20 protein-coding genes and 1 riboswitch are annotated in these 24,962 nt (G+C 34.5%); of the genes, 5 read left to right on the top strand and 15 right to left on the bottom strand.

The genetic code is table 11. The annotated features are described in order from the left end of the window. Positions 1-301: 301 nt before the first annotated feature. Both odhB and NST63_RS11305 read right to left on the bottom strand, forming a co-directional pair. The gene (gene odhB / locus NST63_RS11310) at positions 302-1,531 is read right to left on the bottom strand and encodes a 2-oxoglutarate dehydrogenase complex dihydrolipoyllysine-residue succinyltransferase (protein WP_078110879.1); all 1,230 of its coding nucleotides are present in this window, start codon (positions 1,529-1,531) and stop codon (positions 302-304) included. A 48-nt stretch (positions 1,532-1,579) separates the two neighbouring features. Continuing rightward, positions 1,580-4,411: a 2-oxoglutarate dehydrogenase E1 component gene (locus tag NST63_RS11305; RefSeq protein WP_071974952.1), complete on the bottom strand. Its 2,832-nt coding sequence runs from the start codon at positions 4,409-4,411 to the stop codon at positions 1,580-1,582. Between the two features lie 457 nt (positions 4,412-4,868). On the opposite strand from NST63_RS11305, the gene NST63_RS11300 reads away from it, so the two are divergent. Further along, on the top strand, positions 4,869-5,396 hold the full coding sequence (locus NST63_RS11300) for a hypothetical protein (protein ID WP_071974953.1): 528 nt from the start codon (positions 4,869-4,871) through the stop codon (positions 5,394-5,396). A 94-nt stretch (positions 5,397-5,490) separates the two neighbouring features. On the opposite strand, the gene NST63_RS11295 is transcribed toward NST63_RS11300, so the two are convergent. The 3 genes from NST63_RS11295 to NST63_RS11285 are packed head-to-tail and all read right to left on the bottom strand — an operon-like array spanning position 5,491 to position 7,730. Next, complete coding sequence (locus NST63_RS11295) at positions 5,491-6,888, bottom strand: HAMP domain-containing sensor histidine kinase (protein ID WP_071974954.1); 1,398 nt, start codon at positions 6,886-6,888, stop codon at positions 5,491-5,493. Next, positions 6,885-7,565, bottom strand: coding sequence for a response regulator transcription factor (locus NST63_RS11290; RefSeq protein WP_071974987.1), 681 nt, complete (start codon positions 7,563-7,565; stop codon positions 6,885-6,887). The genes NST63_RS11295 and NST63_RS11290 overlap by 4 nt, the downstream gene beginning before the upstream one ends. A 39-nt stretch (positions 7,566-7,604) precedes the next feature. Next, positions 7,605-7,730: a hypothetical protein gene (locus tag NST63_RS11285; protein WP_257234065.1), complete on the bottom strand. Its 126-nt coding sequence runs from the start codon at positions 7,728-7,730 to the stop codon at positions 7,605-7,607. A 378-nt stretch (positions 7,731-8,108) separates the two neighbouring features. Here NST63_RS11285 and NST63_RS11280 point away from each other — a divergent pair, with 378 nt between their 5' ends. The 3 genes from NST63_RS11280 to NST63_RS11270 all read left to right on the top strand — a co-directional run bounded on the left by NST63_RS11280 (position 8,109) and on the right by NST63_RS11270 (position 12,963). Continuing rightward, positions 8,109-9,167, top strand: a complete 1,059-nt coding sequence (locus NST63_RS11280) for a hypothetical protein (protein WP_212945197.1) — start codon at positions 8,109-8,111, stop codon at positions 9,165-9,167. A 120-nt stretch (positions 9,168-9,287) separates the two neighbouring features. Further along, a riboswitch (cobalamin riboswitch) is annotated at positions 9,288-9,472 on the top strand. A gap of 172 nt (positions 9,473-9,644) precedes the next feature. Then, positions 9,645-11,903: a ribonucleoside-diphosphate reductase subunit alpha gene (locus NST63_RS11275; RefSeq protein ID WP_079991117.1), complete on the top strand. Its 2,259-nt coding sequence runs from the start codon at positions 9,645-9,647 to the stop codon at positions 11,901-11,903. Between the two features lie 16 nt (positions 11,904-11,919). Next, positions 11,920-12,963, top strand: coding sequence for a ribonucleotide-diphosphate reductase subunit beta (locus NST63_RS11270; protein ID WP_341042138.1), 1,044 nt, complete (start codon positions 11,920-11,922; stop codon positions 12,961-12,963). A 203-nt stretch (positions 12,964-13,166) separates the two neighbouring features. Here the strand turns inward: NST63_RS11270 and NST63_RS11265 are convergent, their stop codons facing one another. The 10 genes from NST63_RS11265 to NST63_RS11220 form a co-directional block, all read right to left on the bottom strand. Then, on the bottom strand, positions 13,167-14,054 hold the full coding sequence (locus NST63_RS11265; protein ID WP_071974957.1) for an ABC transporter permease: 888 nt from the start codon (positions 14,052-14,054) through the stop codon (positions 13,167-13,169). Positions 14,055-14,066: 12 nt separating this feature from the next. After that, entirely contained in the window at positions 14,067-15,068 is a 1,002-nt protein-coding gene (locus NST63_RS11260; protein ID WP_071974958.1) for an ABC transporter permease, read from the bottom strand. A 66-nt stretch (positions 15,069-15,134) separates the two neighbouring features. Further along, the gene (locus tag NST63_RS11255; protein ID WP_071974959.1) at positions 15,135-16,748 is read right to left on the bottom strand and encodes an ABC transporter substrate-binding protein; all 1,614 of its coding nucleotides are present in this window, start codon (positions 16,746-16,748) and stop codon (positions 15,135-15,137) included. Positions 16,749-16,818: 70 nt separating this feature from the next. After that, on the bottom strand, positions 16,819-17,787 hold the full coding sequence (locus tag NST63_RS11250) for an ABC transporter ATP-binding protein (protein WP_071974960.1): 969 nt from the start codon (positions 17,785-17,787) through the stop codon (positions 16,819-16,821). Then, a complete protein-coding gene (locus NST63_RS11245; protein ID WP_341042132.1) occupies positions 17,784-18,773 on the bottom strand; it encodes an ABC transporter ATP-binding protein in 990 nt (329 codons plus the stop codon). Before NST63_RS11245 ends, NST63_RS11250 begins: the two co-directional genes overlap by 4 nt. A gap of 275 nt (positions 18,774-19,048) precedes the next feature. Next, positions 19,049-19,690, bottom strand: a complete 642-nt coding sequence (locus tag NST63_RS11240; RefSeq protein WP_071974962.1) for an MOSC domain-containing protein — start codon at positions 19,688-19,690, stop codon at positions 19,049-19,051. Positions 19,691-19,720: 30 nt separating this feature from the next. Then, the gene (gene panF / locus NST63_RS11235; protein WP_212945193.1) at positions 19,721-21,151 is read right to left on the bottom strand and encodes a sodium/pantothenate symporter; all 1,431 of its coding nucleotides are present in this window, start codon (positions 21,149-21,151) and stop codon (positions 19,721-19,723) included. Then, a complete protein-coding gene (locus NST63_RS11230; protein WP_071974964.1) occupies positions 21,148-21,414 on the bottom strand; it encodes a YhdT family protein in 267 nt (88 codons plus the stop codon). The genes panF and NST63_RS11230 overlap by 4 nt, the downstream gene beginning before the upstream one ends. A 49-nt stretch (positions 21,415-21,463) precedes the next feature. Further along, complete coding sequence (locus tag NST63_RS11225; RefSeq protein WP_341042127.1) at positions 21,464-22,222, bottom strand: alpha/beta fold hydrolase; 759 nt, start codon at positions 22,220-22,222, stop codon at positions 21,464-21,466. Positions 22,223-22,888: 666 nt separating this feature from the next. After that, positions 22,889-23,929 carry a DUF3231 family protein gene (locus tag NST63_RS11220; RefSeq protein WP_341042125.1) on the bottom strand — a complete coding sequence of 347 codons (1,041 nt, stop codon included), beginning with the start codon at positions 23,927-23,929 and terminating at the stop codon, positions 22,889-22,891. Between the two features lie 706 nt (positions 23,930-24,635). On the opposite strand from NST63_RS11220, the gene NST63_RS11215 reads away from it, so the two are divergent. Further along, positions 24,636-24,956, top strand: coding sequence for a hypothetical protein (locus tag NST63_RS11215; RefSeq protein ID WP_071974967.1), 321 nt, complete (start codon positions 24,636-24,638; stop codon positions 24,954-24,956). Positions 24,957-24,962 lie beyond the last annotated feature (6 nt).

Below are 24,962 nucleotides of genomic sequence, written 5' to 3'. Positions count from 1 at the left end.
CATCCTATTTTTATTCATACATAAGCTTGACTTATGATTATGTATAAAAGAAAAGCTGTTTTCATAAAATTTGTTGCTTTTGTAAAAGTCCAACTGCCGGCTTTTCCATCCAATAAAGGATTCAGCGATTCTTATGGAGTTTGCAGCTCTTTTTTCAGTGAAATGAAAAGATATAGTGGACTGCAGCCGATAGTTATTCGTGAAAACTTTACTTAAATAGGAGCAATGGTTGAGAAAAGAGCATTGGGAAAAGAGCCAAAAGAAAAACCTTTCTCTTTTAAAAGAGAAAGGTTTTAGCAAATTATGCTTCAAGCAATAAATCCTCAGGATTTTCAAGAAGTTTCTTAACTGTCACTAAGAATCCAACAGCTTCAGCACCGTCAATTACTCTATGATCATAAGATAAAGCTACATACATCATAGGACGAATTTCAATATTATCCCCTACAGCAACTGGTCGCTTTTGAATTGTATGCATACCTAAAATCCCCACTTGTGTTCCATTGATAATAGGTGTTGAGAAAAGTGAACCAAATGTTCCACCATTAGTTATGGTAAATGTTCCGCCTTGTAAATCGCCTAAAGATAATTTATTTTCTCGTGCTTTCTTAGCAAAACCAGCGATATCAGCTTCAATTTCAGCGAAGTTTTTACGGTCACTGTCACGAACAACTGGTACTACAAGACCTTCATCAGTAGAAACTGCAATACCAATATCATAGTATTTTTTCACAATTAATTCATTGCCTTGAATTTCAGAGTTAACTGCCGGATATTTTTTCAAGGCAGCAACAACTGCTTTCGTAAAGAAAGACATGAAACCAAGTCGTGTACCATCATGTTCCTCTTGGAATTTATCTTTTTTACGCTTACGTAGCTCCATAACAGCAGTCATATCGATTTCATTAAATGTAGTTAACATTGCTGTATTTTGTTTCACTTCAAGTAAACGTTTAGCAATCGTTTGACGACGACGGGACATGCGAACAATTTCAACTGGTTTTCCATCTTCTTGAGAGACAGGTGCTGATGGTGCTGATTTTGAAGCTTGCACCTCCTGTTTCGGTTGAGTAGTATGTGCATTTACATCTTGTACACGTACACGTCCCATAGGATCGACAGGACTTACTGCAGATAAATCAATCCCTTTTTCACGAGCAAGTTTACGTGCAGCAGGAGATGCTATTGGGCGATCCTTTTTATCAGTTTCAGGAGTAGACTGTGGTTGAGCAGCTACTTTCTCCTCTTGCTTAGGTGCTTCAGTTTTTTCTGTATTAGCTGGAGCAGATGCTTCTCCTCCTTCAGAAACTACTGCAATAACTTGTCCAACTTGAACAGTATCACCTTCTTCAGCCTTAAGTTCTTGGATAACCCCAGCTTCTTCAGAGATTACTTCAACATTGACTTTATCTGTCTCTAATTCGACAATGTATTCTCCTTTTTCAACGCGATCTCCAGGTTGTTTTAACCATTGAGCAATTGTTCCTTCTGTAATTGATTCCGCTAATTCTGGTACTTTGATTTCAGCCACTATGTTGTCCTCCCTTAATATGAATCACTTTTTCTTTATATAATATAATTATTTCGTTAATGCCTCATTTAAGATTCGAGCTTGTTCTTTCTTATGAACAATTGGATCTCCTTCAGATGGGCTAGAACGTCTTGGACGACCTACATATTTAACATCTACTCCATTTGGTGCGAGTTCACGTAAATAAGGATCAGCGAAAGTCCATCCACCCATATTTTGCGGCTCTTCTTGAACCCAGACAAGTTCTTTCAAATTACTATATTTATTAATAATCTCTGTAATTTCTTTTTCAGGGAATGGGTACAATTCTTCAACTCTTAAAATATGAACCCAATCTAACTGTTCATCCTTAATGCGTTCTTCGAAATCAATAGCGATTTTTCCACTACATAAAATAATACGTTCTACTTTTTTAACTTCTGCTCCTAATCCCTTTTGCTCCAATACAGGTTTAAATTCTCCAGTTGTTAGTTCGCTTCCATCTACTGAAGATAACGGATGACGAAGCAGACTCTTAGGAGTGACTAACACTAATGGACGTACTTCTTCTTTTTGTAGCATTGCACTTTGACGACGTAATATATGAAAATATTGAGCTGATGTAGAAAGGTTTGCCACAGTCCAGTTATTTTCAGCCGCTAACTGTAAGAAACGTTCCAATCTTGCACTTGAATGTTCCGGTCCTTGGCCTTCGTATCCATGTGGTAATAACATAACTAAACCAGATTTTTGTCCCCATTTTGCACGACCCGCAGAAATAAACTGGTCAAACATAACTTGGGCCATATTAGCAAAATCGCCAAATTGTGCTTCCCAGATAACAAGTGTTTCTGGAGAAAATACATTGTAACCGTATTCGTAGCCAACAACAGCTGATTCTGTAAGTGGACTGTTATAAACAACGAATGAAGCATTCGCATCTTTTAAATGATGTAAAGGAATATATTCATTTCCATTTTTTTCATCATGTAGAACTAAATTACGGTGTGCAAATGTTCCACGCTGGGAATCCTGACCTGTAAAACGAATCGGGGTTCCATCTTTAATGATTGATGCAAAAGCAAGGGATTCTGCATGTGCCCAGTCTATTTTTCCATCGCCATCAAACACATTTTCTCGACGTTTTAGAATTCTAGCTAATTTCTTAAATGCATTAAAATCTTCTGGCCAATTTAATAGTTCAGAATTAATTTCACGTAATTCCTTTTCATTGACTGCTGTTTCAACCTTAGGGAATCCTTTTGCAACAATTTCTGGTGGATTCATCACTGTATCTGGATCTTCTTCTTTTTTAGGCACACGATCATAAGCGGCTTGAAGCTTAGTTTGAATGTCTTGTTCAATCGTTTTCACTTCTTCATTCGAAATGATACCTTCAGCCATCAACTTGTTCGCATATAGTTCTCTGACAGTTGGATGCTTATGAACAATGTTATACATTAAAGGATTTGTCACCATAGGTTCATCCATTTCATTATGACCAAATCGACGGTAGCCTACTAAATCAATTAGGAAGTCTTTATGGAATCTATTACGATATTCATAAGCTAAAGTTGCTGCAGCTAGAACAGCTTCAGGATCATCGGCATTCACATGAATAATCGGTATTTCAAAACCTTTAGCTGTATCTGAAGCATATTTTGTCGAACGAGAATCATAGCTTTCCGTTGTGAATCCTATCATATTATTAGCAATAATATGGATAGAACCACCAGTATGAAAGCCCTTTAGACCACTCATATTTAAAGTTTCTGCCACAATACCTTGACCAGGGAATGCAGCATCACCATGTACTAATATTGCATACGAACTGTCTGTATCTTGAGTTGGATAACCAGCAACATTTCTTTGTTCTTGTGCCGCTCTTGTATATCCTTCAACAATTGGACTCGCCACTTCTAGGTGACTAGGGTTATTTGCTAATACAATTCGGGTTGTTGTTGTATTTTCGTCTGTTACACGTCGATCTGCACCAAGATGATATTTCACATCCCCTGTCCAGCCATAAGTGATCCCTATGGAGCCTTCGGATGGGATTAAATCTTTATTTGGTGCATGCTGAAATTCCGCGAAAATGAGTTCATACGGTTTTTCTAAAATATGAGCTAATACATTTAAGCGGCCTCTATGTGCCATTCCTATATTTACAGTCCTTGCACCTGTCTTAACAGATGAATGAATGATTTGATCCATTAATGGTACTAAGGAATCAAGCCCTTCAATTGAGAATCTTTTCTGTCCTACAAAAGTTCTATGGATAAACTTCTCAAAACCTTCAACTTCTGACAGACGTTTTAATATTGCTATCTTTTGCTCTTTTGTTAGTTCTGGCAGTAAGCCTCCAGATTCAACTGTACGCTGTAACCAATTCTTTTCTTCCAAATCATGTACTTGATAAAACTCAAATGCCAATTTCTTTGTGTATACAGATTTCAAATGATTAATGGCATCTAAACCATTTTTCACTGTAGCCGGGGCATCAGGACAAATAAAAGATGCTGGTATATTTTTTAAGTCTTCCTCGGTTAAATCGAATTCTGACAATTCAATCCTTCGAGTATCCTTTTTACGATCATTTAATGGATTAATATCCGCTGCAAGATGTCCATATGTACGGATATTATCCGCCAATTTAACAGCTGCAACCATTTTACTAAATACTGTTGGGTTTGTTGGCAATTGGAATGAAATATCTGCCTGCCCATGAGTCGTTAAGCCTTCTTCAGAAACAGTAGGTGATCCCCACTCCTCAAAAAGAACTTTCATTTCCGGATCTACACTCTCCGGATCATTTACGAATTGTTCGTAAACTTCCATCACATAACCAAGGTTTGGACCAGAAAAACTTTCCCAAAAACCTTTTGATGCTTGTCGTTTCATCTCAAAAAACCTCCAGCTATTAAGCCTAATATTATTGATAGAAAAGATTAGAAAAAATAAATATATGTAATTAAAAACAAAAAACCAAAAACGCTTACAGACATCATTCTATCACTGTAATCTAATAATATAAAGGATAAAAAACAATTTTTTCAAAATTAATATGAATGCCCATTCAATCGAGTTACTGCTCGTTTAAAATCACATATTTCTGCTTTAATACAGGTTGTTATAAACTATTTTCGGGTTATTGAATTCTGAATATTCTATTAATAATTGTACTGCTATTTCTATTTTAGAATTACCATTTTGGATACCACTCATACTACCATTCTAGAAGATTTAAAGTTCAAGCTTGAGACTGATACTTATGTGTTATTTGCCCTGTCCTTTAATAACAATACCATCCGATTTGCATACATTATTATATAGTTCATTTGCTCAGGAGGTACAAATTATGTTTCCTTGGAATATGTTTCCCTTTAACAACAAAAATAACTTTATGAAACAAATGAATTCTCAAGATATTGAAAAACAAGTTCAAAACATGATTTCACAATTTATGCCTGAGCAATGGAAGGATATGTTTAATCACGAGGATATGATAAAACGTGCAGCATCAATGTTTCAGAATGGAGGGCAACCCCAATCAAATCAAGCATCGGAGAATACTCAACAAGATCAGCCGCAGCCTTCTGCAAGCCCAGCAATTGATGTAAGTGTTTTTGAAACCTTTGATGACATTTATGTAAGATTGCCTATAAAAAATGAATCTTGGTTGAAGCAAGTGAAAATTTACCATACTTCCAACCAAGCAATTATAGAAAATATACCTGAAATGGGCCAAAGACATGTGATAACCTTACCTACTTTAATTAAGAAAAAAGGAACTATCGCACAATATAAAGATGAAATGTTAGAAATTAAAATGACAAAATCTGCTGATATGCAGTATACGGAAGTAGACGTAGCGGAGAAATTATAATTTGAGCAGCAATTACAATGGACACCCTTTTTGGTATCACCAGCAACTGAATGAAAAATAGATGATAAAGAAAGAGCTATCTGAAAATCTCTTATCAGATAGCATCTTTAATCACTGGCAATGAAAAAGTTATACTTGTTCCTTTACCAAGCTCACTTGTTGCGCGTATATCTCCCTCATAGCTTTCTACTAATTGTTTAGCAATTGAAAGCCCTAAACCATTTCCACCCTTTGCTCGGCTTCTAGCTTTATCGACACGATAAAAACGATGGAAAATCTTTGACAAATCTTCTTCTGGAATACCTAAACCATAATCTCGTACAGTGATTCTGATCTTTTCATGATCCTCTTCAATAGATACATCGACCTTTTGAATTTCATCAGAGTATTTAACGGCATTATCCAATAAAATTATCATTATTTGTTCAAAGTGATTTTCACTAATTTGTACAGTAGAATTTTTCAATTTATGTTCAATCAGTTCAAATGTAAAGTTTTCATGTATGACTTCAAAGTTTTTAATAATTCGGGATAAGGTTTTTATTAATAATGTGCTATGATCCCTAGTTTTAATTTCAATTTGTTCTGCTCTAGATAAATCTAATAATTCCTGGACAAGATTTTTCATTCGATCTAACTCTTGGATTGATGCATGTAATGATTCATCTAAAATACTCGGATCTTTTTTCCCCCAACGGTTTAACAATTTCAAATGTCCTTCCATGATTTGAACGGGGGTTCGTAGCTCATGGGAAGCATCTTCGACAAAACGTTTCTGTTGATTAAATGACAGTTCAATTTGATCCATCATTTCATTAAAAATAAGGGCTAACTCTCCCATTTCATCTTTTGAATTACTTGGCTCCATCCTTTCATGAAAGCCTTTTTTACGTATTTTTTTCATCGTTGTAGAAAACTTCTGCAAAGGCTTTAAAAAGCCTTTGGCCATTAAAAATCCTATTAAACCACTTAATAAAAGCGCAATCCCGCCAAATATACTCATGATAAAAAAAAGACTACCCATCATTTGATGGTATCTTGTTAAAGGTTGAACAATTGCAACATAGCCTGAAAATCCATTAAAGCGCACAGGTGCACGACCTAAGTAAATTTTTTTATGCTTTGTAGTATACAGCTCCACGGTTTTATTACTAACAGGACTAAAAGGAATAACATATGTTGGTGTTTCTGGATTTTTAATAGTTACTTTATTTCCTTTGGCATCAAAAATCTGAATCGTTAAATCTTTTTCATAGATTTGATTCCTTATTTCTTCGTTATCTGCAAAATTACCACCCTGCTTTACAAAGATCGATATTTCATCCAATGCTTGGGAAATATTATTTTTTTCTTCATGAAGCATCCATTGACTAACTACATGATATTGAATAAAACTAAAAAAGAAAAATGCAAAAAAAATGGCCGCACTTGTTCCTATTGACCATTTTACCTTCAAGGATTGACCTCGATACCAATTTTTTATACGCTTCATTCACGCATCACATACCCTGTTCCTCGCACAGTTTGAATATAACTTTCTTCGCCAGGATTATCAATTTTATTTCGCAAATAACGAATATATACGTCTACGACATTCGTTTCAACTTCAGTTTCATAGCCCCATACTTTATTCAATAATACTTCTCTCGTCATCACAATATTTTTATTCTCTAATAAGGTCAAAAGCAAATCATATTCTCTTTTTGTCACATCGATAATTTTGTCATTCTTCTTTACGATACGACTTTCTTTCTCCACGAACAAATCACGAAAAGTATAAGAGGTAAGTTGGATTTTCGGATCATGTATTTCAATTCTTCTAAAAATCGAACGTAATCGAGCTAATAATTCTTCAATGGCAAAGGGCTTGACAATATAATCATCTGCTCCATGATCTAAGCCAGAAACACGATCTATCACACTATCACGTGCTGTTATCATTATAATTGGTGTATCTTTCTCCTGTCGTAATCTTCGACAAACTTCCATTCCATTTAAGCTAGGGAGCATTAAATCAAGTAAAACAACATCCCAATCTTCTTGAAGAGCCGATTGCAAACCTTCACGGCCATCATTAGCCACCTTTACCTCATAGCCTTCATATTTGAGTTCAAGTTCAATAAATCTTGCTAAATTCTTTTCATCTTCTATAATTAATATCCTTTTCATTTGAACACCTGCTTCATCTAACAAGTTTTCTTACTCTTCTTATTTTATACGAGTTTTAGAAAAAATTAAATCCATTACCGCATGGACTATTTCAACTGATTGAAAGGCAAATAACATAATCGCTGTTGCACTAAAAAATACGATGGGAATAAATCGTATCCACATAATGATGCGCCTCCTTTAAGATATACATATCATACAAAGCATAGATGAAAATCAGATGAGAAAAAGATAATAAAAAGAAAAAAAATAACCGGCTATATTAGCCGGAATTAAAGAAAGAACTTTATAATGAGTATAAAAAGAACTAACCATAGTAATGGGTAACAACTATGTAATGTCCCTTTAACGCAAAATCAATGGTACATAATAATTACTAAAGACTCATGAAAGAAAGATTAAAAATTCATGAGAAAATGTATTTTTCTCATCATTCAATATAAATATTGTTAAGAAAACGTTCATATTTTAGTATTTATCTATAAGTTGTTAAAATAACAATTTATGTATAATTAAGGTAAACAGATCAAGGAGGTTTGGAAAATGACATTACGAATAAGTAATCAAAGTTGGGTTTGGTTCGTTCTTTTAGCTACCTTGATATTGCTTGCGAATTTTTCACTATATAGGGTCGAATTCGCACAACCAATTACACCCATGATCACTATTAGTTCCTTTTTAGACTTTATTGTTACAATTCCCATACTAGCATATTTCCTTATTATTAGAAGACGCCTCTCCATTAAATATCTCTTTGCATTTATAGGTGCTGGGTATGTTGCTGCATGGCTTATTATTCCCGCAACTTATTTTCAAACATTATCCGCTGCAAAATACATTTTATTTGCTGTAGAAGGCGCTTTCATTATTTTTGAATTGGTTTTAATAGCATTATTATTAAAAAGACTACCTTTAGTTATAGACACATTTAAATCAGAAAAAGAGCGGATTCCTTTTTTTAAGGATCGATTAGAAAATTCCTTACTCACCCATTTTAAGCCTTCAAAATTTCTATATATTCTTATCTCAGAAATCTCCGTTTTTTATTATAGTTTGTTTGCATGGAAAAAAAGACCCAGTCATATACACTTCAAGGCATTTTCATACCATCAAAAGACAAGTACGATCGCATTAAATATCATGATCATACATGCTCTAATTATTGAATCTATAGGCTTTCACTTTTTATTACATCAGTGGAGTCCAATCATAGCAATAATCGCTCTTGTGATTAATATATACGGTTTATTCATGTTGCTTGCCGAAATACAAGCAGTTAGATTATGCCCTTATTTGTTATCGGATCAAAACCTTATTCTGCAAACAGGGATCATGAAGAAAATAGATATTCCTTTAAAACTTATTCTTTCCGTCAATGAGTACACTCGTTCCACTCCTCTTTCCAAGCAGGAACTAGCTTCTATTTTTGATGCAGCTCCTTCTGACTTTATCAAGGAAAAGCCACAAATAGAAATAATTTTAAAGGACACAATTCAGGCATCTTACTTATATGGGATGACAAAAAAAGTAAATACTGTTCATTTACGTGTTGATGATCCTCAATTATTTTTAAGCACATTAATGAACAAAATAGAATCATAGTATTATCAGGTTCCTATTTTAATTTGAGTATTTAATAGATATATATTGTCATGAAAGCATCGAATATGCTATGATAAAACACAATATATAGTTGTATATTATATTTTCGAAACTAAATATTGAATTATTTCAAGAGAAGGTGTCCATTTACTGGACTTAATAGGGAATCCGGTTTGACTCCGGAACTGTCCCCGCAACTGTATTTGTGAACGAACAAGACTAACCACTGTATCTAAATTGATATGGGAAGGTTCTTAAGTAGGCTGCACATAAGTCAGGAGACCTGCCTTTTCTTGAAAGTTTCAAATTTCTTCGGGGATTGAGAAGATGAAACGATAGTGAGAGTTTTTTTAGCTTTTATTTTTTTACATCTTTTCCTATCGTTTGATCCGCTCAAATTACTTGTGACGGATCTTTTTTTATGGCTTTTTTTAGACAAGTTTATTAAAAGTCACATTATCTATTGGAGGGAAAAAAATGACTCTATTAACAAAGGGTGCTGAAATGACGGAATGGATGAATCACATATTACAAATATTAGATGGTTCTGATACAAAAAACGATGATCTAAAATCGATCTTGTTGTTTGGTAAAAATTTATTTGAGCATAAACCATGGCTATCCGAGGATGAATGGGTAAATCAAATCATTCTAGAATGTTTGTCAAACATAAACGCAGAAAATCCTAATTGGACATATCATGCATCTAAACTATTTATGGAACATCTATATTACAAAGCTTCACAAACACGTGAATACTTATTCCAAAATAAATATGGAAACTTATTTGAATTAATTGTTCGTCTTACAAAAGATGGTATATATTCAAGAGAATTATTAAATAAGTATACAAAGGATCACATTCATTTGTTTGAATCCTTTATTGATCCGACAAAGGATGAACTTTTTACATATATTGGTATACGCACGTTAGCTGATAGATATTTGGCAACCGACCACAAAAAAAGAGTGTTTGAGTTACCGCAAGAACGTTGGATGATTATTTCGATGCATTTAATGCAAAATGAACCTATTGAGAATCGTATTCAGTTGGTCAAAGACGCCTACTGGGCATTAAGTAATCTTTACATGACTGTCGCTACACCTACACTATCTAATGCAGGAAAAAATTACGGGCAATTATCGAGCTGTTTTATCGATACTGTTGATGATAGTTTACAAGCCATCTTTGATAGTCATACTGATATTGCTAATCTATCAAAAAATGGAGGAGGTATTGGTGTTTATTTAGGAAAAATTCGCAGTCGTGGCAGTGCGATTAAAGGATTTAGTGGTGCTTCCTCTGGAGTACTTCCTTGGATGAAGCAATTAAATAATATTGCAGTGAGTGTGGATCAATTAGGGCAAAGAAAAGGAGCTATTTGTGTTTACTTAGATGTATGGCATAAGGATATTACTTCCTTTCTAGATTCTAAATTAAATAATGGGGACGAACGATTACGTACACATGATCTCTTTCATGGTGTTTGTCTTCCAGATTTATTTATGGAACAAGTAGAGGCTCGTGAAAATTGGTATTTGTTTGATCCACATGAGGTAAGACAAACTCTAGGTTTTTCTCTAGAGGATTATTATGATGAACAAAAAGGCAAAGGAAGCTTTAGAGAGAAGTACTGGGAATGCGTTAACCACCCTTCCCTGACGAAAACGAGTATACCTGCGATTGAATTGATGAAGAGAATCATGAAAAGCCAACTTGAATCAGGTGGTCCCTTCATGTTTTATCGTGATGAAGTGAATCGAAAAAATCCAAATAAGCATCAAGGTATGATCTATTCTAGTAATTTATGTACAGAAATTATGCAAAATCAAAGCCCAACAACGATGATTAGCCAATACACTGAGGATGGGAAAATCATGATTGAAAAACAGCCTGGAGATTTTGTTGTATGTAACTTATCATCAATTCATTTAGCTAAGGCAGTGAAAGATGATGTTCTTGAAAAACTTATCCCAATTCAAGTTCGGATGCTAGATAATGTCATTGATTTAAATACAATCCCTGTCCTACAAGCACAATTAACGAACAAAAAATATCGTGCAATAGGATTAGGAACATTTGGTTGGCATCATTTACTAGCTTTAGAGAAAATTTCGTGGGAAAGTGAAGAGGCAATTGAATATGCAGATAAACTATATGAAAAAATTGCCTTTTTAACGATTAAAGCTAGCATGTTATTAGCACAAGAAAAGGGCGCATATGAGCTGTTCCACGGATCGGATTGGGAAACTGGTTCTTATTTTAATTCCAGAGGATATTTTAACACTGAAAGCTCCCATCCCTGGTTACGATTATTCCAAGATATCCAAAAATTCGGGATAAGAAATGGCTACCTAATGGCAGTTGCTCCTAACTCATCAACATCATTAATAGCAGGAAGCTCTGCAAGCATTGATCCAATTTTTCAAAAGTTTTATTCAGAAGAAAAAAAGGATTATAAAATCCCTGTAACCGCTCCGGATCTAAATGCAGAGACAACTTGGTATTATAAATCTGCCTATTTCATTGATCAGCATTGGAGTATCCGGCAAAATGAAGCCAGACAAAGACATATTGATCAATCCATATCATTTAATCTTTATGTTCAAAATACCGTTCAGGCGAAGGAGCTATTAGATTTACATCTTCATGCTTGGAAAGCTGGTTTAAAAACTAGCTATTATTTACGCTCTACCTCTACAACATTAGAAGATTGTGATTCTTGTTCAAGTTAAGAAAGGAGAAAAATGAATGTCTAATAATCTACAAACACGCAAGATCATTGATAATACAGCACCAAACCGATCAACATCAATCATTAATGGAAGATGCTCCAATATACTTAATTGGGATGATGTCCGCTTTTCTTGGGCCTATCCTAAATATAAGAAAATGCTAGGAAATTTTTGGACACCGTTTGAAATAAATATGTCCCAAGATATAAAACAGTTCCCAACTTTATCAAAAGATGAGCAGGATGCCTTCTTAAAAATCATTGGTTTATTAGCTTTATTAGATAGTATTCAAACCGATTACGCAGGCAAAGTAGCCGATTACTTAACAGATTCTAGCTTAAATGCGCTAATGATTATTTTGGCCCAGCAAGAAGTTATTCATAATCATTCCTATTCATATGTTTTATCTAGTATTGTCCCAAAGCATGTCCAGGATGAAGTATTTGAATTTTGGAGAACGGAACCAGTTTTAGAAAAGCGGAATGAATTTGTTACAAATGGCTATGCAGCTTTCGCGACAAGTCCAAGTGTAGAAAACCTATTAAAATCTATTGTTTTTGATGTGATATTAGAAGGTCTCTTTTTTTATTCAGGTTTTTCCTTTTTCTATAATCTTGCACGAAATCAAAAAATGGTCGCAACGTCAACGATGATTAATTATATTAATCGCGATGAACAATTACATGTTGATTTATTTGTAAAGATCTTTAAAGAAGTATTGGTAGAATATCCGGAATATGATAATGAGGAGTTAAAAGCTTTCGTTGAAGATACCTTTAAAAAGGCAGCGAAATTAGAAATCGAATGGGCAAGATCTATTATTGGCAACCATATAGACGGAATATTAGTAAAGGATTTAGAGGATTATATTAAATTCTATGCCAATATACGCTGCAAGCAACTTGGATTCGAACGTCCCTTCCCAGATTATCGTACAAATCCATTACGTTGGATTAAAGCCTATGAAGAAGTAGATTTAGGTAAGTCAGATTTCTTCGAACAAAAATCACGCCAATATACGAAAGTAAATTATGTGGATAATGGATTTGATGAACTATAATAATAGTTCAAAAACCTGCAAAAATATTTGCAGGTTTTTCCATAATTTTGGCTCCTTTTCAAACCATGTTACTAAATAAGTAAAGTTTTAACTAATAAATATTGGCTGAGAACTGCTATACCCTTTCATTCTAGCTGCCGCTCCTTTCTTTGGTGTAAAAGCCAGCAGTTAGCTTTCAAGTAACATATTTTTCGAAAATAACCTTAATTTTTCATTCTAGGATCTAATGCATCTCTCAATCCATCGCCCATAAGATTGAACCCAAGAACCGTTAACATAATTGCTAAACCTGGGAAGATAACCGTCCAAGGTGCCTGTAGAATAAAATCCTTCGAATCAGCCAGCATTTTTCCCCATTCAGGTGTCGGTGGCTGTGCACCTAATCCTAAAAATCCTAAAGCAGCTGCCTCAATGATTGCACTAGCAATCGCTAATGAACCTTGTACAATAATTGGTGCCATACTGTTTGGAAAGACGTGATGCAATAAGATTCTTCCATCACCCATACCTATAGCTTTTGCTGCTGTTATATACTCTTCTTCCTTGACCGTAAGAACCCTTGAGCGCACCAATCTACCAAAGGTAGGGATATTAATAATCGCAATCGCAATTAATGCATTTTGTAATGATGGTCCAAGCATAGCTACGATAGCAATTGCTAATAAAATACTTGGAAATGCCAATAAAATATCAAAAATCCTCGAGATGATTCCATCCACTATTCGACCATAATATCCAGCAATGATCCCTAAGAACGAACCTACGATTGCTGAACCTATAACCGAAAAGAAGCCAACAGCTATAGAAATTCGTGCACCAAAAATAACTCTACTAAAAATATCACGACCTAAATCATCCGTTCCGAACCAATGTTTTGCAGAAGGTGGAAGATGCTTGTCACCCGGTTCCGTATAATCATACGGTGCTAAAAAGTTGGCAAAAATAGCAACAAGAATAAAGAAAAGAACTAATCCAAGTCCAAAAACTGCGGCTTTATTCTTTTTGAAATTTTTCCAGCCCTCTTTCCATGGAGAAATCAATGGCTCTTCAACCGGAGTTGTATGAGTTGCATTTGTTGAAAGTTCTGGCATTGATTAAACCTCCTAATATTTAATACGTGGATCAATGGCTGCATAGAGTAAATCCACAATTAAGTTTATTAACACAAAAATAAGAGCCAAGATTAAAATTCCGGATTGAATAACGGGATAATCACGAAATTGAATGGCCTCATAGATATAAGTCCCCATACCGGGCCAACCAAAAATCGTTTCAGTTAAAATAGCTCCACCTAATAATAATCCTGTTTGTAAGCCTATAATCGTTAAGACAGGTATAAATGCATTTTTTAACGAATGCTTGTACACTACCCAAAACATCTTCATACCTTTTGCACGCGCAGTTCGAATATAATCTGAACGCATAACTTCTAGCATGCTGGAGCGAGTAATCCGGGCAATAATCGCCATTGGTATCGTTGCTAATGCGATACTTGGCAAGATTAAATGTTTGAATACCTCTATGAACTGATCGAATCTACCTTGTATTAATGTATCAATTAAATAGAGATTCGTTATTGCCTCTACGGGATTTCGAATATCATCGCGACCCATTGTAGGTAATAAATCTAAATGAAGGGAAAAAACATACTGCTCCATCAAGCCAAGCCAAAAAATAGGCATGGATACACCTATAAGTGCTATTAACATAACAATGTAATCAAACCATGAATTTTGGAACCAGGCAGATATAATTCCTGCATTCACACCAACAACAATCGCAATTAACATTGCTACCAATGCTAATTCAACTGTAGCACCAAAATATGGCCAAATTTCATCGCTAATAGGTGCTTGAGTTTTAAGTGAGGTACCTAAATTTCCTGTTACTAAATCCTTTATGTAATCAAAAAATTGAATATACATTGGTTGATCAAGACCTAGCTGCTTCGAAAGTTCGGCAACAGCCTCTTTTGTGGCGAGCTGTCCTAAAATGGCCCTTGCAGGGTCTCCAGGAATAGCATGGATAAGCGAAAATACAATAATGAGCATTCCGAGAAGTACAGGTATTAGTAGAAGTAAACGTCGAACCGTATAAGCAACCATTTACAACTTCACCCCTTTAATTATGTAGTTTGAATGAAAAAGGGGAGTCATTGCTCCCCATAAATGTTATTCAACTGTAGTGTCAGCAAAACTTTGTGATCCAGTTGGATGTGGGAAGAATCCCTTAACTGTACTTTTTCCTGCTAATTGTGGTAGTGAGTGTGCAATTGGTACCCATGGTGCATCATTATGAATAATCACTTGTGCTTCCTTATAATATTCATTTCGTTTTGCTTCATCTGTTTCTGTTTGTGCTTTAACTAAAAGCTCATGTAACTCATCATTTGAATATTGCGAGTTATTATTTGAGCCAATGGCATCCTTATCAAGTAAAGCATATAAGAAGTTATCTGCATCACCATTGTCACCAGTCCATCCAACAATGTAAACCGGCGCTTCTCCTTTTGCTAATTTATCTAAATAGGTACCCCATTCCATCGTAACAATTTTCGCTTTTACGCCAATTTTTGCAAAATCGGCTTGTATTGCTTCAGCTACTTTTTGTCCATTAGGCATATATGGACGAACAACTGGCATTGTCCACAGGTCAACACTAAAGCCATCCTTGAAGCCTGCCTCTTCAAGCATCTTTTTCGCTTTGTCTAAATCATATTCATAGTCTTCAATTTCATCATTATATCCATTGATTGAAGGTGGCATTGGGTTCTTTGCTGGTTCTGCTGTACCTTCATAAAAGTTTTTAATTAACGCTTCTTTATTAACAGCATGACTAAGTGCTTGACGTACCTTTACATTATCAAAAGGTGCTTTCTTAACATTAAATCCAAGATATCCAATATTCATAGATGGTCTCTCAAAAATTTGAAGATTTTTATCGGATTTTACAGTTGAAATATCACTTGGATTTAGCCCATCAATAAGATCGACTTCACCTTTCTTTAAAGAATTTAGTCGTGTTGAATTATCCTTAATCACTTTTAGAACCACCTTATCAAGCTTAGGTAATCCTTTTTTCCAGTAATCTTTGTTTTTTACAACTGTAATGGTATCATTTCGCTTCCAACTTTCGAATTTAAAAGGACCTGTGCCAACAGGGTTTTCAATATATTTATCTCCAAACTTATCAATAGCTGTTGGGCTTGATATACCAAATGGAGTCATTGCCAAGTTCTTTAAGAATGGTGCTTGAGCACGGAAAAGTGTAAATTGTACAGTGGTGTCGTCAATTGCCTTAACCTCTTTAATTACGGCTGCTTCATCCCCTTTATACCCTCCGAATTGAGACTGGTAGTATGGAAATTTCTCCACATCCCCATTTGCCCAACGATCAAAATTCTTTACAACTGCTTCAGCATTAAAATCTGTTCCATCATGGAATTTAACGCCTTCTTCTAGCTTAAATGTATAAGTTAAACCATCATCAGAGATTTCCCAAGACTTTGCAAGTCCTGGCTCAATTTCTGTTGTTTCCTTTTTAAAATTAACAAGTGTATCAAAAATCTGTTCAGCAACAATAAGTGATTCCCCATCAGTTACCGCGGCAGGATCAAGTTTTACTGCATCCCCCCCACGTGCATATACTAGAACACCTCCTCCATCAGATGAATCTTTCTTCCCATCACTGCTCTTTTCACCATTTGATTTGGATGAGGAACATCCCATCAAAGCCAGTGACAGAACAAGGATAAAAATAATTAATCCCGTCAATCTTTTTCTCATCTTTTTCCCCCCATTTTTTGATTGATGTTAGTAGTTTTTTTAACATCTTTCATGTTAAATCTATGCAAAATCACCCATGTAGATGACATGCCGCAAAGTGACCTGGTTCAACCTCTTTAAATAAAGGTCTTTCTACTGCACATTTCTCAAATGCTAATGGGCATCGAGTATGAAATGTGCAACCCGAAGGAGGATTTGCAGGACTTGGAACATCCCCCTGGAGAACGATTCTTTCTTTTTTATAATCCACATCAGCAATTGGTACAGCTGATAGCAAAGCTTGAGTATATGGATGTTTTGGATTCTGATATACTTCTTCACTTTCAGCCAATTCAACCATTCTTCCTAAATACATCACCCCAACACGATCACTAATATGTCTAACCACACCAAGATCATGGGCAATAAATAAATAGGTAAGGTCAAAATTCTTTTGCAAATCCTTCATTAGATTTAATACTTGGGCTTGGATTGAAACATCTAAAGCGGATACAGGTTCATCTGCAATAATTAGCTTTGGATTTAAACTCAATGCTCTTGCTATTCCAATCCTTTGTCGTTGACCACCACTAAATTGATGGGGATAACGAGTAGCATGATAGCTATTAAGCCCAACGATTTCTAAGAGTTCGCGAACCTTTTTTTGACGTGCTTCCTTGTCCTTCACACCATGTACCAGTAATGGTTCTTCTAATATTCTTTCAATCGTATGTCTAGGATTTAATGATGCATACGGATCCTGGAAAATCATTTGCATTTTCCCTCGTATTTTCCTTAATTCACGATTTGATAGTTTCGTAATATCGTTGCCTTCAAAAATAATTTTGCCTTCACTTGGTTCAAGAAGGCGTAGGAGCATTCTTCCTGTCGTTGATTTTCCACAGCCGCTTTCACCAACTAATCCCAATGTTTCACCTTTATGTATCGTGAATGATATATCATCTACTGCTTTAACAGCACCTATTTGTTTTGAAAATACACCACCACGGATTGGAAAATTCTTTTTTAAATGTTCTACCTTTAATAGAGGTTCATTCATGAAATCTCAACTTCCTTCCCCTCTTCGTATAACCAACATCTAACCTTTTGTCCATTTTTCAAAGTAGTTAATTCTGGTGTGTCAGTGAAGCAACGATCATGTGCATGCGGGCAACGCGGAGCAAAATGGCAACCAAATTCTATCGATCCTGGTTTTGGAACATTACCCGGTATGGAATATAATCTTTCCTTTTTTTGTCTCATATCCGGAACAGACTGAATCAAACCGACTGTATATGGATGCTTGGGTTCCTTAAAAATCGTACGAACATCAGCTTCTTCAACAATTTTCCCGCTATACATCACGATGATTCGTTGACACATCTCAGCTACGACACCTAAATCATGCGTAATCATAATAATAGATGTATCTGTTTCTTTATTTAGCTTTTTCATTAATTCTAAAATCTGTGCTTGGATCGTAACATCCAATGCTGTTGTTGGTTCATCAGCTATTAAAAGTTTAGGATTACATAGCATGGCCATGGCAATCATTACACGCTGCCTCATCCCACCTGATAATTGGTGAGGATATTCATTGATTAATTGTTCTGCACGAGGCAAGCCTACTTTTTGTAACATTTGAATGGCATGCTCTCTCGCTTTCTTCTTTGACCACTTCCAGTGGATTTTTATAGATTCGGTTAATTGTTCACCAATTGTAAATACAGGATTTAAACTTGTCATTGGTTCCTGAAAGATCATAGCAATTTCATTCCCGCGAATACTTCTCATTTTTTTTTCTGAAAAATTTGCTAGATTCTCACCATTAAAGTAAATCCCACCTTCTACTTTCCCGTTGCTTGTTGGGATAAGTCCCATAATTGATAGAGATGTAACACTTTTTCCACAACCAGATTCACCAACAATACCAACTACCTCTTGCCGTTTAACAGTAAAGTCAATATTATTGACGACTGGAATAATACCGTTATCAGTTGAAAATGATGTCGATAAACCTTTCACTTCCAGGACCAGATTTTCCATTTTTCCCCTTCCTTTCATATGATCAGGCTTGATGATTTAAAAACAGAAAGCCAACGAAAACCGTCCACACAATATATATGTATTATAAATAAACATTCTATTTATAATATTCTACCTTTAATAAATATATTTGAAAATACTTTTTTTAAAAAATAATTTGAATTTTCAACCTATAATTATAGGAAACATAGTTTTATATAGTTTCCTATAAAAAAGGAATCCATAAATGGACCCCTTACGATTTAATATATAATAACAAGGATGTAAATTCTAACTCATACTTTTAACTTATTTAATTTTTTCACAAAGCTTTTTCTCATCGCATCCGCTAACTCAGGTACTTCTATTATTTTCTCCATACTTTGTACATGATCACCAAAGAATAATGCGTTCATAGTGTCGAAAACACTAACCTGCATAGGATGACGTTTAATCAGCTTGATGCTAGAATCCTCCCGAATCATCCCTTCCTTTAAAACACGTGCAAAATATCCCGTGTAACATGTGTCGACTGTTCTTTTTAATAGCGAGTCTAATGAATTATATTTTGAAATGGTTGAACAAGGAACACGTCCTTGTGTAATCTGAACAATTGTATCACCGATTTGAAAAATATCCCCAATACAAATATCCTTTTCTAGCATACCTGAAACAGTCAAATTCTCACCAAAAGCTGGGATGGATAAGATTTTGTTAAATTCCTCTTCCCATAGTTTATAATGCTCATATGGGTAAAAACAGACAGCCCGATCTGTACCTCCATGAAAGGAAGGATTTGCTACACCATCCCCAACAAACTGATCCTTTAGTAGCAATGCCTCAGAAATGGATTTTTTGCCAATCCCTGTAAGAAATTCTTTTGATTTATAGGTAGAAATCTTTGGCTTTCCGATGTTTAATCGTATAATTTTCATCATTTAACTCCTCATAATTTATAGATTCATAATTTAAGTAGATACTTTACTTTTCGTCATCAATGAAACAATGATAAACATTAGAAATGATAAAAGAATAGGTATGACAACCGTATGCATACCAAATAGATTAGGGTGGAAACGATCCAAATAAATATAAGAAGCCATTCCTACAATCATAGAAGTAATCGCCCCAAATTTATTCCCTGTTTTCCAATACAAACCCATGACAATTGGCCAAATAAAAACTGCTTCCAAACCACCAAAGGAAAATAAATTTAACCAGATCAAAAGATCAGGTGGATGAATGGAAAGAATAACAACCGCGACACCAATGATGGTCGTCGACCAAAAACTGATTTGCTTTACTTTTTTAACACTGGCATTTTTATCTACAAAACCAATGTATATATCCTTTACAACCGCAGAGGAGACAAGTATTAGTACGGAGTTGACCGTTGACATGATGGCCGCCATAGGTGCTGAAAGCACGATTCCAGCTGCCCAGGCGGGAAGAACCTTCATTGTAATAATCGGCATTACAGTATCTGCATTTTCAATTCCTGGAACGATTGCCCTCGCTAACACACCGATTAAATGCATACCAAACATTATGACACCAATAACGATTGTGCCTATTATTATGGCTCTATGCATAGCATTTGCATTTTTATAAGACATTGCTCTAACCGCAATTTGCGGTAGACCAACTACCCCTACTCCAACCAGAATCCAAAAGCTAGAGATGTATAAAGGTGTTAAAGAGCGATCAGCTCCATATGGACTTAATAAATTTGGATTTTGATGCTTTAATTCTGTCATTATATTTTCCATTCCACCACCAGCGACAATGGTAGCTATTAGTAGGATAATGGTTCCTCCTAGCATAACAATCCCTTGAATAGTATCTGTTATTGCAACAGCTCGAAATCCACCTATAATTACATATATAAGAACAGAGATTGCAAAAATAAATAAGGCTGTTGTATAAGATACCCCCAATATAGATTCCATGAGTCTAGCACCACCGACCCATTGAGCAATCATAGAGGAAAATAAAAAAACAATAATACTAATCGCTGCAATAATGGTAACCCAATTTGATTGGTATCGTTCTTTTAAAAAATCTATTAATGTGATTGCATTGTATTTCCGAGCAATAATGGCAAATTTCTTGCCTAATACCATAAGAACAAAATATCCTGTTACAACCTGGGTCATAGCTAGCAATACCCATGCTAATCCATAGTTATAAGCTGCACCTGGCCCGCCAATAAAGCTACTTCCACTACCATACGTAGCCACCATCGTCATGGCTAAAATAAATCCACCCATCTGTCTACTACCTAAAAAATATTCTTGAATAAATGAATTAGAAGAATGAACGTAGCGAGATGAGAGAATCCCTACTAAAAAAAATAATACTAAAAATATGACAAGAGGAATAATCACCTGAATATTCATTGTTCATCACTTCCTTCATCTTCAAAAGGTACATCTTTAAAAAACAATTTAACAGAAATAAAAACTAACACCACAATGATGATGAAGCCAAGCACACAGCTATAAAAAAACCATGCTGGTAACCCTATTATGTATGTATATCGTTCAACTTTATTACTTCCAATTCCATAGGCAAACCCATACCACCAAAGAAAATGTATAATGGCAAGGGCCACCCCTATCCATGCTTCTTTATGAGCAATTTTAAAACGAGGATCATTCATATGAGATAGATTCCCTCCTAAACAGTTTACATAATAAAATTATTGTTAATTAATGTTTTTGAATGAATTGTTCAATCAAATTATTTACTTTTTCGAACCTTCTAGTAGGTAGTTGATGACCCGACCCTTTAATCAAATGAATCTCGGTATCGATAAACTTTGAATAATATTTAATATGGTGATTAATATAATCTGTCTTCGTGCTATATAGTAACATTAATGGGGCATTTAATTGTCTTATACGGTCAACACAATTAAATCGTAATGATTCAATATAGAACTGCCTCCACGTGTATCGATTGGACTTTAAAATATGTTGATATAGTTCTGCTTGTAGAGAAGCTTCGCGATAGTGACTTAACGATAATAATTTCGCTAACATCTTTGGTGCATACACGACCATATTTATACCTATCTGATGTTCAATTCTTAAAAGCTCAGTTGTAACTTTAGGGTACCCACCTGATAATATCACACCTTTAACATTCTTTGGATACTTAATTGCATATTCTTGGACAATCGTTCCACCTGCAGAGTAACCAAATAAAAAAATTGCTTCTTCTCCAATTTGATTTCTAATCGCTTCAATTTCCTCTACATACAAAGAAATATTCATCTTTCCATCCATTGAGTAACTGTCTCCATGTCCTGAAAAATCCGGTATTAATAAACGATAGCTGGATTGAAGTGCCTTTTGCTTTATAAATGTTTTTCTCCCCATTCCTGGAGGATGAACAAATAATATAGTCGGACCTTTACCTAAATCCTCATAAAATATTGATCGATTTACACATTCTACGAATGGCATACATACACACCCTCTTCATTCTTATCTTATAGAATAGGGTTTGCAGAATGGATAAAATTAATAAAAAAAAAAGAAAACATCATAAAGATATGCTTTCTTTTTATGTATAAATTTTTTACTGATTAAACTGAACAGGTCCTATAATCTATGTAATAATTTCAAGCAAATTATTTGGTGATCCTTCAAATTGTTTCAGTTCATTTGCTTCGTAATCTCCATGCATTTCTTTACCTCATGTGTGACGGTACTTATGCCCTCACTATGCAACAATGTTTCATTTGATTAATATTTTTGATGTTTTTAAAAAAGCTTGCAATCATACTGAATACACAATCCTTCGATAATATTCTATTTAATTTGTTTGATATATCTGTTACCAATAATTATTCTATTTTAATATAGGCTCTTTTCTATAACATTGTTGCTATTTAAGAAAAGTTTTAGCAATTAACTATGAGTTAAAGACCGCTACACCTTTCATTTCACTTAGAAGAGAGCTTCAAACTTTATAAAGAATCGCTTTATCCTTTTTCAAAAACAACAAACTATACGAAAACGGCCTTGCAAAAAAACTTCAAATAAATGTAAAAATTAATGGGAAATTTAATATATTTTACAGAATTATCAAAATTTCTCAGGAATATTGATTTATAACAAAATGTTTCTTTACTTCTCTTGATTAATTAGCTTTTGATGGTCGACAGCTTGCGGTGGTTCTTCCAACCATCCATGTTTAATCATCAAATTCGCACCATCTTCCGCATATAAAGCAATTTCTGCAGAAAGCCGGGTATATGTAGCACTTAAGTCCATTCTTTGACAAGTTCCAGCTGCCGTTCCGTAATTACCTATTCCAACTGCTATTAAATAAGTAGTATGAAACATCATTAACTTATCTGAAAATGGTGCATGCGTACTATTAAGAACATTTGCATCCCAATTCGATGGTGCCGGAATATCCTGGTTTATTAAAATTGAACTAAATTTCTTCATATGCTTTGACGCAATTTCTTTTCCTGCCGATAAAAATTGCCTAACATCATTATTTTTACAAACCTGTGCAAACCCCATCATCAATACTTTCCCTAAGGCATTAGTTTGATAATTTATAAATAAATGGGTCATTTCAATTGCTGTCAAAGGGCGTTTATGTTGTCCGAAAAAGTCAAATAAGAAGCTTTGTTTTTCTACAAAATCTACACTAGCAGGTGGTGCTATTTGTGGTGGTCGTACATATACACCTTTTGACAATAATACTTTCCTTGCCTTGTCATGTAATTCTGTTACAGAAATAAGTATTTCATTGAAGAATTGGCTAACGTCTGTTCGTGCTGAAATACCAATAGCAACTCCTATACCTGCCATAGCAATCATTTCTAACTTTTGCAAATATAATAAGATAAATACATCTGTAAACAATCTTGGTGCATTTTCATTCACATCCTTATCTGTGAATCCCTCTGGCACAGGGATATTTTCTCTAGAAAATATCTCTTTAATTATATTAATATCATTCTGTGCAATATTTAGAGATTCTTCAATTAATGGTAGAATTTCATCGTCCCTGCAAATATTTTTAAAATACTTCATAACACATAATGCTAGTGTATCGTTTAAGTATTGAGTCCAAAGAAAACCCATTTCCGATGAACTTAAGGGAATATTATGTTCTTTTATTATTTTCCCATCTTCATTCACATTTGACATTCATTCTTTCCTCCTTAATTTAGCAAAACCTTTTTCATTTTATATTGATATTTTTACGCAAAATTTATGCATTCATTATACTATTGGATCTGCTAACAACCTTTATCCATAAAGAGAAAACTATTAACAAATAATATTCCTCTTTAGTACAAAAAATATTTCATCTATTAATGATATTCGTCCATGCCTTCAAAGTCTGAACATCATAAACTGAGCAAAATGAGTATCTTCAATTGAAATTTTGGAGACCTAGTTAATTAGGACTCTAATAATTTAAAAATATCCCATTCATTATTCTTGGAAAAAGGACAGTTTTCCACTTGTAAAGCCTCCATTTTTCATTATCAAAAAATGGGATAAATGATGTAAGCGAAACGGTTTTACTCCAAAAGAAATAAAACCGTTAATGTCAGTGTTAAAAAAACGAAAAATATTTGTGTTCCTAGTCCATAATTATTGTTTTTTTTTTATAAACCAATAGCAAAGTTATATGTATTTTGAGTCAATTAAGCCTCCATTAGAATTTGCGAAAAAAAGTAAGTGAAGCATTAAAGTATGAAAGAACAAATAGAAACGATAACTGTCAGTTATTATTCAAAATGTACACTTTAACTAAAAATGTGCAAATGCACTCTATCAAATGACTATGCGCATTGAATTACCATGAATATACTGTTTATGAAAACTGTGAAAGGAGTTGAAATAAATGAGAAATTATGATGAATCGGGAAATCAAAATTATTTTAGAGGAAATGGTAATAGAGAAAATAATCGTACTAACACAAATGTTGATGTAGAAGCTGATTTTGATAATGATATTGATAATAGAGCAGATGCTGATTCTGAATCGAATGTAAGAAATACAGATAAAAATACGAATATTGCTCGCACTACCGTTTCAAATTCCGGTAATTCTAGAGTAGATATTAGGTTAAACAACAGAAGTATTGCACGTGTTCGGACGGATCAGGATCAAGATAATGATCAAGATCAAGATCTAGACATTGATGTAGATTTTGAAGATTAATATTTT

The organism is Heyndrickxia sp. FSL W8-0496, assembly GCF_038007825.1.
GTDB classification, from domain to species: Bacteria; Bacillota; Bacilli; order Bacillales; family Bacillaceae_C; genus Heyndrickxia; species Heyndrickxia oleronia.
The sequence above is the reverse complement of the archived record's forward strand: the minus strand, read 5'-3'. Positions and strand labels throughout refer to the sequence as shown.